This is a genomic window from Amycolatopsis sp. NPDC047767 (assembly GCF_040704195.1).
Taxonomy (GTDB): Bacteria; Actinomycetota; Actinomycetes; order Mycobacteriales; family Pseudonocardiaceae; genus Amycolatopsis.
Genome location: NZ_JBEYSJ010000002.1, coordinates 125,693 through 138,952 on the forward strand (window position 1 = coordinate 125,693; position 13,260 = coordinate 138,952).

Annotated in this window: 12 protein-coding genes; 3 read left to right on the forward strand and 9 right to left on the reverse strand. The window is 73.1% G+C overall.

Features of this window, described 5'->3' with window-relative positions:
* Nucleotides 1–32: 32 nt before the first annotated feature.
* Together AB0878_RS03780 and AB0878_RS03785 are read right to left on the reverse strand one after the other, a co-directional pair.
* A complete protein-coding gene (locus AB0878_RS03780; protein WP_184778231.1) occupies nt 33–296 on the reverse strand; it encodes a phosphoribosyl-ATP diphosphatase in 264 nt (87 codons plus the stop codon).
* 65 nt (nt 297–361) lie between these two features.
* Nucleotides 362–1,048 (reverse strand): HAD family phosphatase, encoded by a 687-nt coding sequence (locus AB0878_RS03785; RefSeq protein WP_366576193.1) that lies wholly within the window; start codon nt 1,046–1,048, stop codon nt 362–364.
* Nucleotides 1,049–1,389: 341 nt separating this feature from the next.
* On the opposite strand from AB0878_RS03785, the gene AB0878_RS03790 reads away from it, so the two are divergent.
* Nucleotides 1,390–2,304: a PAC2 family protein gene (locus AB0878_RS03790; protein ID WP_366576194.1), complete on the forward strand. Its 915-nt coding sequence runs from the start codon at nt 1,390–1,392 to the stop codon at nt 2,302–2,304.
* 69 nt (nt 2,305–2,373) lie between these two features.
* Here the strand turns inward: AB0878_RS03790 and AB0878_RS03795 are convergent, their stop codons facing one another.
* The 4 genes from AB0878_RS03795 to AB0878_RS03810 are packed head-to-tail and all read right to left on the reverse strand — an operon-like array spanning nt 2,374 to nt 5,970.
* A complete protein-coding gene (locus AB0878_RS03795; protein ID WP_366576196.1) occupies nt 2,374–3,321 on the reverse strand; it encodes a phosphotriesterase in 948 nt (315 codons plus the stop codon).
* A complete protein-coding gene (locus AB0878_RS03800; protein ID WP_366576197.1) occupies nt 3,318–4,148 on the reverse strand; it encodes a metallophosphoesterase in 831 nt (276 codons plus the stop codon). The genes AB0878_RS03795 and AB0878_RS03800 overlap by 4 nt, the downstream gene beginning before the upstream one ends.
* On the reverse strand, nt 4,112–5,386 hold the full coding sequence (locus tag AB0878_RS03805; protein WP_366576198.1) for an MFS transporter: 1,275 nt from the start codon (nt 5,384–5,386) through the stop codon (nt 4,112–4,114). The genes AB0878_RS03800 and AB0878_RS03805 overlap by 37 nt, the downstream gene beginning before the upstream one ends.
* Complete coding sequence (locus AB0878_RS03810; RefSeq protein ID WP_366576200.1) at nt 5,383–5,970, reverse strand: helix-turn-helix domain-containing protein; 588 nt, start codon at nt 5,968–5,970, stop codon at nt 5,383–5,385. Before AB0878_RS03810 ends, AB0878_RS03805 begins: the two co-directional genes overlap by 4 nt.
* Before the next feature lie 156 nt (nt 5,971–6,126).
* Between AB0878_RS03810 and AB0878_RS03815 the strand changes: the two genes are divergently transcribed.
* Entirely contained in the window at nt 6,127–6,612 is a 486-nt protein-coding gene (locus AB0878_RS03815; RefSeq protein WP_366576202.1) for a MarR family transcriptional regulator, read from the forward strand.
* A gap of 154 nt (nt 6,613–6,766) precedes the next feature.
* Nucleotides 6,767–8,392: an ABC-F family ATP-binding cassette domain-containing protein gene (locus AB0878_RS03820; RefSeq protein ID WP_366576204.1), complete on the forward strand. Its 1,626-nt coding sequence runs from the start codon at nt 6,767–6,769 to the stop codon at nt 8,390–8,392.
* 66 nt (nt 8,393–8,458) lie between these two features.
* On the opposite strand, the gene mshC is transcribed toward AB0878_RS03820, so the two are convergent.
* The 3 genes from mshC to AB0878_RS03835 all read right to left on the reverse strand — a co-directional run bounded on the left by mshC (nt 8,459) and on the right by AB0878_RS03835 (nt 13,179).
* Nucleotides 8,459–9,697: a cysteine--1-D-myo-inosityl 2-amino-2-deoxy-alpha-D-glucopyranoside ligase gene (gene mshC / locus AB0878_RS03825; RefSeq protein ID WP_366576205.1), complete on the reverse strand. Its 1,239-nt coding sequence runs from the start codon at nt 9,695–9,697 to the stop codon at nt 8,459–8,461.
* Between the two features lie 126 nt (nt 9,698–9,823).
* A complete protein-coding gene (locus tag AB0878_RS03830) occupies nt 9,824–11,782 on the reverse strand; it encodes a VWA domain-containing protein (protein ID WP_366576206.1) in 1,959 nt (652 codons plus the stop codon).
* Nucleotides 11,782–13,179 (reverse strand): ATP-binding protein, encoded by a 1,398-nt coding sequence (locus tag AB0878_RS03835; protein ID WP_366576208.1) that lies wholly within the window; start codon nt 13,177–13,179, stop codon nt 11,782–11,784. Before AB0878_RS03835 ends, AB0878_RS03830 begins: the two co-directional genes overlap by 1 nt.
* Nucleotides 13,180–13,260 lie beyond the last annotated feature (81 nt).

Genomic DNA, 13,260 nt, shown 5'->3' on the forward strand with positions numbered 1-13,260 from the left:
GCTCTCTCCTCGATCTCCGGTGCGCGAACGCGTCACAGGTAGCGGTACACGTCCTCGGTCGAGATCCCCCGGCCGAGCATGAGCACCTGGACCCGGTACAGCAGTTGCGAGATCTCCTCCGCGAGGCGGTCGTCGGACTCGTGCTCGGCGGCGATCCACACCTCGCCGGCTTCCTCGAGCACCTTCTTGCCCTGGGCGTGCACCCCGTCGTCGAGGGCGACGACGGTGCCGGACCCGTCGGGACGGGTGCGGGCGCGCTCGGCAAGCTCCGCGAACAGCTCATCGAAGGTCTTCACGGTCTGCAGATCCTTCCATCCCGCACGGGCGGGCGCTGCCCCGGGTGACCCCGATGCCGCAGGGGTCACACTCCCGGCAGCAACGCGGCCAGCGCGGCCACGTCGACGCCGGCGAGCGACTCGCGGAACACCCGCCGCGTCCCGGCCGGGACCGCCACGTCGTTCGGGATCACGAGCACCGCGCAGCCGGCGCTCTCGGCCGACTGCGCGCCCGGCGGCGAGTCCTCCACCGCGACGCACCGCTCCGGCGGCACGCCGAGCAGCTCGGCGGCCTTGAGGTAGGGCCTCGGGTGCGGCTTGTTCAGCCCGTCGACCTCGTCACCGCACACCGTGACGTCGAAGAACTCGCGGCCGATCGTCTGCAGCGCCAGCTCGGTCAGCGCGCGCTCGGTCGAGGTGACCAGCGCCGACGGGATGCCGGCGGCCTTCACCGCGGCCAGCGTTTCGCGCGCACCAGGGCGCCACGGCAGCGCGTCGTCGAACAGGCCCGCCGTGCGCCGACGGATCCACGCGCCGGTCTCGGCCACCGACTCCGGCGTGACCTCCCGTGCGGTGACCTCCAGCAGGTAGGTGGCCGTGGCGTCCATGTTGGACCCCACGAGCGTCATCCGCTGCTCCTCCGACAGCGTGCCGCCGAGCGCTTCCGCGCACTCGTACAGCGCGACGTCCCAGAGCTTCTCGGAGTCGACGAGCGTGCCGTCCATGTCCCACAGGACGGCGCCCAGTCCGTCCGAAGAGGACGGTGCAGTCACGGTTTTCTCCTTGTCGGTGCTTCGGCGGGTGGCCGGACGGACGGCCGCGGAGCACCGGGCACGAATCCGCCCCGAAAGTGTGGGCTTGCGCCGCGCCGGCGACGGCCCCGGACCGTCCACCGGGGGGACCGGGCACGACGACGGGCCGGATCGTCTCCAGTATCCCATTCGCATCGCACCGCCGGGCGCGGGCGCCGCGCCCCGCCCGCAGGGCTGTGAGCTGCGACTCCCCGGCGCGTCCCGCACACCGGGACCCGGCCGCCGCGCGCGGGCGGCGATGGTGACGGCGCGCGGTCGGACATGCTGCACAGGTTACGGGCGAAGGGTCGTAGGCTGGGAAGGTGAGTGAGCCAGTCGAGGAGACCCAGCGACCCGGAGACCCGGATCGCGCCCGCCCGGAATCGAAGCGCCCCCTGATGGTGGTGGCCTTCGAAGGCTGGAACGACGCTGGTGACGCGGCCAGCCGCGCGATCGAGCATCTGCAGCTCAACTGGGACGCCACCCCGCTGGCGGAGCTGGAGCCGGACGACTACTACGACTTCCAGGTCAGCAGGCCGACCATCAGCATGGTCGACGGCGTGACGCGGCAGGTGGAGTGGCCGACCACGCGCCTGTCCATCTGCCGGCCCGAGGGCCTCGACCGCGACGTGGTGCTGGTCCAGGGCCCCGAGCCGAACATGCGCTGGCGCGCGTTCTGCGCGGAGCTGCTGGAGCACATCATGCAGCTCGACGTGGACACGGTCGTCGCGCTCGGCGCGCTGCTGGCCGACACCGCGCACACGCGGCCCGTCCCGGTCACCGGGACCGCCTACGACAAGGACACCGCGAGCCGGTTCCGCCTCGAGCTGAACAACTACCAGGGGCCGACCGGGATCGTGGGCGTGCTGCAGGACTACTGCGTGCAGGCCGGCATCCCCGCCGTGTCGATCTGGGCGGCCGTGCCGCACTACGTGTCGCACCCGCCGTCCCCCAAGGCGACGCTGGCGCTGCTGCACAAGCTCGAAGACGTCCTCGACGTCGAGATCCCGCTGGGCGCGCTGCCCGAGCAGGCCGAGGAGTGGCAGCGGACCGTCAGCGAGATGGCCGACGAGGACGAGGAGATCAGCGAGTACGTCCGCAGCCTCGAAGAGCGCGGCGACGCCGAAACCGACTTCACCATGGAGGAGGTCTCCGGCGACAAGATCGCGGCCGAGTTCGAGCGGTACCTGCGCCGGCGGCGTCCGGGCCAGGAGGGCGGGGGCTTCGGCCTCCGCTGAGCCGCCATCCGGCCGGAGGAGGCCCTTGCCGCACTCGCGGTCGGGGCCTTTCCCGTCTCGAGGCTCGGTTCAGCGACGCCAGCGGGCCGCGAACGCGCGGGCCGGGTTCGAGACCAGCATCGCCTGCACCACGTCTTCGCCGAGAGCTCGGACGAGCCGGGGTCGCAGCGTCGTGAGCAGGTACGGGATGCCGGGGCCGCCGCCGGAGGACAGCCTCGCCGCGGCGGTGGTCGTGTCGCCGCCGAGGAGCAGCTGGCCGGTGTGACCGGAGGTCGCGAGCTCGTACAGCAGGTCGGTGAGGCGCCAGTCGGTGGCGTGGTTGGCGCGCGACGGGCCGTCGAAGCCCAGGAAGACGCCGGTGTCGGCGACCTCGCGCAGCACCCGCAGGTCGGGGTTGCGGTTGAGGTGGCCCAGGATCACGCGCGACGGCGGCACGGCCAGCTCGCCGCACAGCAGGTCGGCGACCTCCCGGGCCGCGGTGCCCAGCTCCAGGTGCACGGCGATCGGCGCGCCCGTCTCCTGGTGTGCCTGCGCGGCCGCGACCATCGTCCAGCGGGCGTGCCGGTCGACGACGTGGAACGCGCCCGCCACCTTGATCAGGCCGGCGCGGGGTCCGGTCCGCCCGGCGTCCGGGTCGTCACCGGCCGGGATGCCTTCGAGCAGGTCGGCCACGAAGATCTCGGCCAGTCGGTCGGAGACGCGGTCGAGGACTTCGGCCGGGTAGTGCTCGGCGCGGTGGAAGCCCGTCGCGGCGACGACGTGCACGCCGGTCGCCTCCGAAAGCGCGGCCAGGTCGGCCGCGCGACGGTTGAGGCCGAACGGTGTCCACTGGACCACCGCGCGCCCGCCCGCCGCCGCGAAGGCGCGCAGCTCGGCGTTGGCGGCCGCCGCGTCGTCGAGCTCCTGCCCGGCGAGCTGCCGGGAGGCGAAGAACAGGTGGTCGTGCGCGTCGCACACCTCGAGCGACGAGGGCGTGATGTCACCGAGGACGGTGCGGACCCGCGGTTCCCCGGTCACGCCGTCAGCAGCTTCCGCAGCGGCACGGCCCCGCGGGCGCGGCGGCTCCACTCGCGCGGGTAGCCGAGCGACACCTCCTCGAACCGCACGCCGTCGGCCGACGTCGTGCGCGGGATGTGCAGGTGGCCGTACACGGCGAGCTCGGCACGGTAGCGCAGGTGCCAGTCCTCGGTCTCCGTCGTGCCGCACCACAGCGCGAAGTCCGGGTAGTGCAGCGGCGCGGTCGGGTGGCGGTGCAGCGGCCAGTGCGACACGAGGATCGTGCTGTGCCCGGCCGGGATGGCGTCGAGGCGGTCGGTGCTGACCTTGAGGCGGTCGGCGCACCAGGCCTGGCGGCTGGGGAACGGGTCGGGGTGCAGGAAGTACTCGTCCGTGCACACCACGCCGTTCTCGCGGGAGATCGCGAGCGCCTCCTCGATCGTCTTGCCCTCGGCGGCCGGGGTGCGCCAGCTGTAGTCGTAGAGCACGAACAGCGGCGCGATCGTCAGCGGCTTGGCGGCGTGGTCCCACACGGGGAACTCGTCCTCGGGGGTCAGCACGTCGATCTCCCGGCACTGCTCCACGAGGAACTCGTAGCGGGCCTGGCCGCGCAGCTGGGACTCGTCCTTCGGCGTGGTCCACAGCTCGTGGTTGCCCGGCACCCACACGACCTTGGCGAACCGCTCGCGCAGCGTGGCGAGCGTGTCGCGGATGACGGACGAGCGTTCGGCGACGTCACCGACCACGAGCAGCCAGTCTTCCGGCGAATCCGGCACGACGCGGTCGAGGATCGGCCCGTTGCCCTCGTGGGTCACGTGGAGGTCGCTGGTGGCGAAGAGAGACGGCACTCCTCCACCGTAGCCATTTCCCGACCGGCAGATCGCCAGAACCGCCCCTTACGCCACCCCAGCAGCACCAGCCCGGCCACGACGTAGATGCCGGCCTGCACGTCGAGCAGCACCGCAGGACCGGACACGGCCACCAGCGCCCCAGCGAGCAGCGCCCCGGCGGCCTGGGCCGCCGCGACCACGGCGAACACCGTGCTCAGCACCCGGCCCGCGCGGTCGGGCGCCGCCACGCTCTGGACGTGCGCCAGCAGCCCGGCGCCGGTGACCACGGCGGGCCCGCCGGCCGCCGCGAACAGGCCCACGTAGAGCCCGAGCGCGGTCGTGAGGGCCGCGGCGTTCCAGATCAGCGCCGACACCAGTCCGGTCGCGAGCGAGCCCCACGCGAGCAGCGTCGCGCCCGCCACGCGCCGGGCGAGCGTCGCCACGGCGAAGCCCGCCGCTAGCCCCCCGATCGCCTGCACGCCGCGCAGCAGCCCCGCGTCGGCCTCGCTGCCACCGAGCACGTCCAGCACGAAGACGACGAACAGCACGAGGAACATCCCCTGGGCCACGGACACGAGCACGGTCGCGATCCCGGTGGCCCGCAGCCGCGGGTCCCGCGTGAGCTCCCGCAGCCCGGCCAGCCACGCGGCGACGACCGGCTCCCGGCGCGGCTTCCGGGCCCGCGGCGCCGCCGGACCCGGGAACGGGCGCGCGAGCAGCACCGCCGCGACGGCCAGCGCGCCGAGGTACCCGAGCACCACGCGGTCCAGCCCACCCCAGCCGAGCAGCACGCCGCCGGCCCAGCCGCCCGCGAGCCGGGCGACGCTGCCGTTGACGCTCATCAGGCCGTTGGCGCCGGTCACCTCGGCGACCCCGACCAGCTCCGGCACCAGCGCGTTGCGCGCCGGTTCGAATACCGACGCCAGCCCCGCCTGCGCGGCCATCACCAGGTACACGAGTGCGACGGGGATGCGGTCGCCCGCGAGCAGCGGCAGCGCGACCACCGCCTGGCCGACGCACACGGCGGCGAGCACGACCCGGCGGTCCCACCGGTCCGCGACGACCCCGGCGACCGGGCTCAGCAGCACCGCCGGCAGCAGGCCGAGCACCACGCTGAGCGCCGTCGTCGCGGCCGAGCCGGTGGTCGCGAAGAGGAACACCGGCAGCGCGACCTGCAGCATCCACTCGGCGGACTCGCCGAAGAACGCGGCCAGCCACAGCCGCACGAACGCGGGCACGCCCAGCAGCTGTCTCACGACACCGGCTCCCCGTCCAGCCCGAGCCGCAGGAACGAGCGCAGGCCGACGTGTACCGGCAGCGCCCCGTCCGGCGCGTCTTCGCGGATGGCGCCGACGTACGGGCGGACCAGCGCGTCGACCGCCTGCAGCAGCCGGTCGAGCTCCGCCGGCGTGACCTGCAGCGTGTACGAGCTGAACCCACCCACCGCGCGCCAGGCCGGGTCGAGCGTTTCGAGGGAGTCCAGGTAGCGCCGGGTGAGGTCCTGTTCCTCCGCGAGCTGGGTGCCCACGACGGCGAGCTGCGCCCGGTTGAGCGCCGGGTCGTCCCCCAGGTCGCCGAAGTCGAGGCCGACCTGGAGGGCGCGCCAGGGCCGCTCGCGTCCGTCGGTGGCGTCGGCGCGTTCCACGAGGCCGTGCTGCGCGAGCCGGCGCAGGTGCCAGCTGCAGTTGGACGCGGTGGAGCCGACGGCTTCGGCGCATTCGCTCGCCGTGCGGGGCCCGACGGCCATCAGGTGGTGCAGCAGCGCCGAACGCAGCGGGTGCGCCAGCGCGCGCAGCAGCTCGGCGTCGTCGACGCGTTTGCGCGGCGGCAGCTCGGCCATCGGTCCTCCGATTATCTAAAAGGCTTCTTTCGAAACTCCCCTTTCAGAGTTGCAGCCGCCTGACCTGCTGTCAACGGGCTTCGCTACCATCACGGACAGTTACTGCTTCGTGCAGTCGTTGTCTCCACCAGCCACTCCCGCGCCGAGGACGGTCCGTTGCCCCACCAGCGAGAACTCGCCACCGCCGCCGCGCTGGCCCTCCCCCGGTTCGTGAGCGCGACGGTCCGCTTCCACACCGCGGTCGCCGACCGGCTCGGCGTGACCCCGGCCGAGCTGCACTGCCTGCAGCTCGTGCACAGCGGCGCCACCGACTCCCCCACGGAGCTGGCGCGGCTGCTCGGGATGACCACCGGCGCGTTCACGCGGATGCTCGACCGGATGGAGCGCGCCCGGCTCGTGGAGCGCGCACCCGACCCGGCCGACCGCCGGCGGCTGCGCGTGCGGGCACTGCCCGACCGCATGGCGGAGCTGACCGAGCTCTACGCCCCGCTCGCCCAGCGGTTCGGCGAGCGCCTGGCCGGGTTCGACCGCCGCCAGCTCACCGCCCTGGTGTCGTTCCTGACCGACGGCGAGACCGCCGCCGACCTGGCCACACAGCAGGTCGAGGAGGCCGCGCGGCCGCCCCGCGAAATTCGGGGTTGACTAACCCTACTGGTGTTGCGTTAACCTCCTCCCATCATGGACAACTGAGCCCAGCCCTTTCCCGCACCGAGGCAGCTCCCGGTCGAGCCCCGCTCCCGCGAGCCACGAGTCCCGTCGGGGAACCCGCTTCACCCACCAGGGCCGGTGATCCCTCATGTCTTTGTCCCTCATAGCCACCGACGTCGTGTTCGGCTACGGCGCCAGGACCGTCCTCGACGGCGTCTCCCTCACCGCGTCGGCCGGGCGCCGCCTCGGGCTCGTCGGCGAGAACGGCACCGGCAAGTCCACGCTGCTGCGCCTGCTCGCGGGCCTCGAACAGCCGCGCTCGGGCGAGATCGTGCGCGGCGACGACGTCGGCTTCCTGCTGCAGGAGCTGCCGTTCCCGGCGTCGGCGACCTTCGCCGATGTCCTCGACCACGCGCTGGCCGACATCCGCGCGGCCGCCGCGCGGCTCGACGCGCTCACCGCGGCGATGACCGACCGGCCCGACGACGCGGGCGTGCTCGACGAGTACGGGAAGCTCCTGGAGTGGGCGCAGGTCCACGACCTCTGGGACGCCGACCGCCGCGCCGAGCTGGTGTGCGACGGGCTGGGTCTCGGCGCGCTCGGGCGCGACCGGCGTCTCGGCGAGATGTCGGGCGGGCAGCGGTCGCGGCTCGGGCTGGCGGCGCTGCTCATCCGCCGCCCCGCCACGCTGCTGCTCGACGAGCCGACCAACCACCTCGACGACACCGCGATGGAGTTCCTGGAGCACCACCTCGCGGAGCTATCCGGCATCGTCGTGCTGTCGTCGCACGACCGCGTGTTCCTCGACGCGGTGTGCACCGACATCGTCGACCTCGACCCGGCGCCGGCCGACCGGCTCGTGGGCGGGGCGACGCGCTACGGCGGCACCTACAGCGACTACCTCGACCACAAGCGGGCCGAACGCGCGCGGTGGGAACAGCGCTTCGCCGAAGAGCAGGACGAGCTGAAGGAGCTGCGGGAGTCGGTCGCGGTCACGGCGCGGCGGGTCGCGCACAACCGCGCGCAGTCCGACGGCGACAAGAGCCTCTACAACTTCAAGGGAGGGCGGGTGCAGAAACAGGTGTCCCGCCGCGTCCGCAACGCCCAGTTGCGGCTCGACGAGCTCGAACAGGACCAGGTGCGCAAACCGCCCGCGCCGCTGCGGTTCCGGGCGCGCCTCACGGCCGCCGCGTCAGGCGAAGGACCGGCGATCTCGGTGCGGGACCTGGACGTGCCGGGCCGGCTGGCCCTCGACCGGCTGGACGTGAGCGGCACGGCGCGGCTGCTCGTGACCGGCGGCAACGGCGCGGGCAAGTCCACGCTCCTGTCGGTGCTGGCCGGCCGCCTCACCCCCACCGGCGGGTCCGTCCACTTCGGACCCGGGCTGCGGGTGGGGCTCCTGGAGCAGGACGTGGTGTTCCCCGATCCGCAGCGCGTCGCCCACGAGGTCTACCGCGCCGCGCTAGGGGACGACGCGCCACCGTTGTCCCGCTCGGGCCTGCTGTCCTCGCGCGACCTCGGCCGGCCCGTCGGCGAGCTGTCCGTGGGCCAGCGGCGGCGCCTCGCGCTGGCCGTGCTGCTCGCGGACCCGCCGGACGTGCTCCTGCTCGACGAGCCGACCAACCACATCTCGCTCACCCTCGCCGAGGAGCTCTTCGCCGCCCTCGACGACGCCCCGGGCGCCGTCGTCGTCGCTTCTCATGATCGATGGCTGCGCCGTCACTGGCACGGTGACCACCTGGAGCTGATGGCCGCCGAAACCGTCGCTGTATAGGTCGTTATACAGATGCTGCCGGCCCGGGAAAGTCCCGGGCCGGCAGCGTTGGTCAGCGGTTGACCGTCAAAGGGAGATGCCCAGCAAGGCATCGACGGCGAGCTTGATCAATCCGGGAGCCGCGGTGTCCTTGCCGTCTCGGCGAAGGGCTTCGGTGGCCCAGGCGTCGATGGCCGTGAGGGCCTGAGGGGTGTCGAGGTCGTCGGAGAGGTGGTCGCGCAGGCGGGCGAGGGTTTCCGTCGCGTCGGGGCCCGCGGGGAGCGCCACGGCTTCGCGCCAGCGGGCCAGGCGTTCCTGCGCCTCGGTCAGCAGCGCGTCGGTCCAGGGCCGGTCGTCGCGGTAGTGGCCGGCGAACAGAGCGAGCCGGATGGCCGAGGGGTCCACGCCGTCGGCGCGCAGCCGGGAGACGAACACCAGGTTGCCTCGCGACTTGGACATCTTCTCGCCGTCGAGGCCGATCATCCCGGCGTGCACGTAGTGGCGCGCGAACGGGTGCTCCCCCGCCGCCGCCTCGGCGTGCGCGGCGCTGTACTCGTGGTGCGGGAACCGCAGGTCCGAACCACCGCCCTGCAGGTCGAACCCGAATCCGAGCCGGTTCACCGAGATCGCGCTGCACTCGATGTGCCAGCCCGGCCGCCCGGCGCCCAGCTCCGACTCCCACGACGGCTCGCCCTCCCGCGCGACCCGCCACAGCAGCGCGTCGAGCGGGTGCCGCTTGCCCACACGGTCGGGGTCACCGCCGCGCTCGGCGAAGAACTTCGCCATCGTCTCTTCGTCGTAGCGCGACTCGTACCCGAACCGGCCGCTCGCCGCGTGGTCGAAGTACACGTCCGGATACTCCGGGTCGTCCACCCGGTAGGCGCTGCCGTTGGCCACCAGCTTCGCCACGACCTCCACGATCTCCGGGATCGCCTCCACCACGCTCACGAACTGCCGCGGCGGCAGCACGCGCAGCGCCTCCATGTCCTCGCGGAACAGCGCCGTCTCGCGCATCGCGAGCACCACCCAGTCGTCGGAGTCACGCTCGGCGCGCTCCAGCAGCGGGTCGTCGATGTCGGTCACGTTCTGCACGTAGTGGACCTCGTGCCCGTTGTCCCGCCAGATGCGGTTGACCAGGTCGAACGCCAGGTAGGTCGCCGCGTGGCCGAGGTGCGTGGCGTCGTAGGGCGTGATGCCGCAGACGTACATCCGGGCGGTGGGACCCGGAGCCGTCGGGCGGATCTGCCCGGTCGACGTGTCGTGGAGCCGAAGCGGGCGGGGCGTGCCCGGCAACCGGGGCACGTCGACGGAGGTCCAAGTCTGCATGACTCGACTGTAAACGGGACGGCCGTCCCCTTTCCCACCCGGTGAGAAATCGAACGTTGTGACCTTGGCCCGGCTCCGCCGGCGCGATCTCGGGTGGTGGTCGCTGCCGGCGGAGCCGGAGCCGGGTCAATCCCTTCGGTTGCGGAGGTAGTCGCCGACGACGGCGGCGCCCAGGCCGTCGAGGTCGGGGGCCACCACGCGGCCGCCGGAGCGGCGGGCGATGGTGTCGACGAACGCTTCCAGCCGCGGGTCCTCGCCGAGGCGGAAGACCGTGACCGAGGCGCCCATCTTGGCGATCCGGTCCACTTCGGACAGTGTCTTGTAGATCGTGCGCGGGTCCGGCGGGTAGTCGAACACCGCTTCACCGTCGGGTTCGAGGTGGGCGGTCGGCTCGCCGTCGGTGACCATCAGCACCACGGGCTGCGCGTCGGGGTGGCGGCGCAGGTGCTGGCCGGCCAGCAGGAGCGCGTGGTGGGCGTTGGTGCCCTGCTCCCACGTGCCCTCCAGGCCCACCAGCTCCGGCAGGTCCACCTTCATCGCGTAGCGGCCGAAGGTGATCAGCTGCAGCGCGTCGTTGCGGAAGCGCGTGCTGATCAGCTGGTGCAGTGCGAGCGCGGTGCGCTTCATCGGCAGCCAGCGGTCCTCCTGCACCATCGACCACGACGTGTCCACCAGCAGCGCCACGGCCGCGCGTGAGCGGTGCTCGGTCTCGACGACCTCCACGTCCTCGACGTCGAGCGTCACCGCGCGCGAGCCGAGCGACGTCGAGCGCAGCACCGCGTTGCGGACCGTGCGCGGCACGTCCCACGGCTGCATGTCCCCGAACCGCCACGGCCGGCTCGAGCCCGTGGGCTCCCCCGCGGCTCCGGCGGACTCGGTCTCCCGTTCGCCGGTCTTGCCGCGCAGCGAGTTGACCACATCGGACAGTGCCGTCTCGCCCAGGCGCCGCAACGCCTTGGGCGACAGGCGGAGCGTGCCGTCGGCCGCGCGTTCGAACAGGCCTTGCCGGCGCAGCTCACGCTCCAGTTCGGACAGTCGCTGCGCGTCGACACCGGCGTCGGGACCCAGCTGGCGCTGCAGCGCGTCCATGTCGATGTCCTCGAGCCGGGCGCCCGGGTAGGCCTGGCCCAGCTGCTCGGCCAGCCCGTCGAGCTCCGCGAGGTCCTGCATCGCCTGCGCGCCCTCGCCCATCCCCAGCGGGTCCTGGCCGCGGAAGCGCTCCGAGCCCTGCCAGTCCTCCCCCGGCCGCAGCGCCTGCAGCGCCGCGTCGAGCGCGGACAGCTGCTGGGCGATGCGCGGGTCGCCGAACGCCTGCTGGGACAGCTCCATCAGCTCGGCACGCTGCTCGGCCGACATCGAGTTCATCATGCGCTGCGCGGCGGCCGACCGGGCGGCCAGCGCGTCGATCAGCTCCTCGACGTTGCGCGGGTTCTCCGGGAAGAACTCGCCGTGGCGGTTCATGAACTCCGCGAACCGCTCGTCGATGTCGTCGGCACCCTGCGCGTGGGCCTGCAGCAGCGCGTTGAGGTCGGACAGCATCTGGTTGACCTGCTCGACGTCCTCGGGCCCGGCGTTCTGCAGCGCCTGCTTCATGCCCTGGAACCGCGCGTCGAGCGCCTCGCGGCCGAGCAGGTCGCGGATCTGCTCGTACTTCTGCCGGCCCTCCGACGAGCGCCAGTCGTACTCGCTCAGCTCACGCACGGCCGCGGCGGTGCCCGGCGGGAGGGCGTCGAGCTGCGCCTCGCGGAAGCGCGCCTCGTCGTCCGGGTCCGGGAACAGCTCACGGCGCTCGGCGGTCAGCGCCTCGCTCAGCAGCTGCTGCACCTCCTGCAGCGTGCCGTCGAGCCGGTGGCGGCGCTGGATCTCCGAACGCCGCTGCCACAACCGCCGCGTGAGCTCGTCGAGCCCCGACGTGCGCTCGGTGCCGCGGCGCAGCAGCTCCTCCAGTGCCGAGCGCGGCGACGCGCCGGCCATCACCTCGCGGCCGATCTCGTCGAGCGCGTCGCGCAGGTCCGCCGGCGGCGCCAGCGGGTCCGGCCCGTCGTGCCACGGGCCGTAGGAGTACCCCTCGGGAATGAGCGGCATTACTGGCCGTACACCGTGGTGTTCTCGTCGGAGTCCTTCGCCAGCCGACGGGCGAGGAACAGCGACTCCAGGGCCAGCTCCACCGCGGCCGCGATGCGACCGGCCGGCTCGTCGGAGGACACCCCGGCACGCTGGGCGACCTCGTGCAGCACCGGCAGTTCCGGCAGGGCCGCGAGCACGTCTCGGGCCGGCACGCGCTCGCCGGTGGCCACCAGGTGGCCGTCGGCGACGGCGTCGGACAGCGGACGCAGGTCCAGTCCGGCGAAGCGCTCGCGAGCGGTCTCGGCGACGGCCCGGCGCATCAGGTGCACGAGGTGCTCGACCTCGCGGCCCTCTTCGCCCGGCTCGAACTCGATCTTCCCGCGCAGCACGGCGGGCACGGCTTCGAGGTCGACCGGCCGCGCGACGGCCGGGGCCTCCCCCGTGAGCGCGGCGCGGCGCAGCGCCGCGGCGGCGACGGTTTCGGCGGCGGCCACGGCGAAGCGCGCCGACACACCGGAGCGCTGGTCGATCACCGGCGATTCGCGCAGGTTCCGCACGAACCGGGCCAGCACCTCCAGCAGCGGCTCGCCGACCTCGGCGACCAGGTGCGCCTCCTGCTTCACCACGGCCACTTCGGCGTCGACGTCGAGCGGGTAGTGCGTGCGGATCTCCGCGCCGAAGCGGTCCTTCAGGGGCGTGATGATGCGGCCGCGGTTGGTGTAGTCCTCGGGGTTCGCGGTGGCGACCAGCAGCACGTCCAGCGGCAGCCGCAGCGTGTAGCCGCGGACCTGGATGTCGCGCTCCTCCATCACGTTGAGCAGCGCGACCTGGATGCGCTCGGCGAGGTCGGGCAGTTCGTTGATCGCCACGATGCCGCGGTGGGCGCGCGGGACGAGCCCGAAGTGGATCGTCTCCGGGTCGCCCAGGCTGCGGCCCTCGGCCACCTTCACCGGGTCGACGTCGCCGATGAGGTCACCGACGGACGTGTCCGGCGTCGCGAGCTTCTCGGTGTAGCGCTCGCTGCGGTGGCGCCACGCCACGGGCAGGTCGTCGCCCAGCTCCGCCGCGCGGCGGATCGAAGCGGGGGTGATGGGGTCGAGGGGGTGCTCGCCGAGCTCGGAGCCCTCGATGACGGGGGTCCACTCGTCGAGCAGGCCGGCGAGGGTGCGCAGCAGGCGGGTCTTGCCCTGACCTCGTTCGCCGAGCAGGACGACGTCGTGGCCGGCGAGCAGCGCGCGCTCGAGCTGCGGCAGGACGGTGCGGGAGAAGCCGACGATGCCGGGCCACGCGTCGCGGCCTTCACGAAGGGCGGCCAGCAGGTTGTCGTGGATCTCCTGCGCGATGGGGCGCGGGGTGTACCCGGCGGCGCGGAGCTCGCCTGCGGTACGGGGAAGTGAGTCTGGGACAACGGTCACGGCATCGACGCTACTTACCGTTTCGGCGTACGTCGACGTGGAGCGACTCCAGCGTGGGCGATCGTCCACGAAGTGTGGGCT

Bases quoted from the DNA above. Each gene is read 5' to 3' on its own strand.
- AB0878_RS03810 (WP_366576200.1), bottom strand. From the start codon at position 5,970: ATGGCCGAGCTGCCGCCGCGCAAACGCGTCGACGACGCCGAGCTGCTG.
- AB0878_RS03820 (WP_366576204.1), top strand. From the start codon at position 6,767: ATGTCTTTGTCCCTCATAGCCACCGACGTCGTGTTCGGCTACGGCGCC.
- mshC (WP_366576205.1), bottom strand. From the start codon at position 9,697: ATGCAGACTTGGACCTCCGTCGACGTGCCCCGGTTGCCGGGCACGCCC.
- AB0878_RS03830 (WP_366576206.1), bottom strand. From the start codon at position 11,782: ATGCCGCTCATTCCCGAGGGGTACTCCTACGGCCCGTGGCACGACGGG.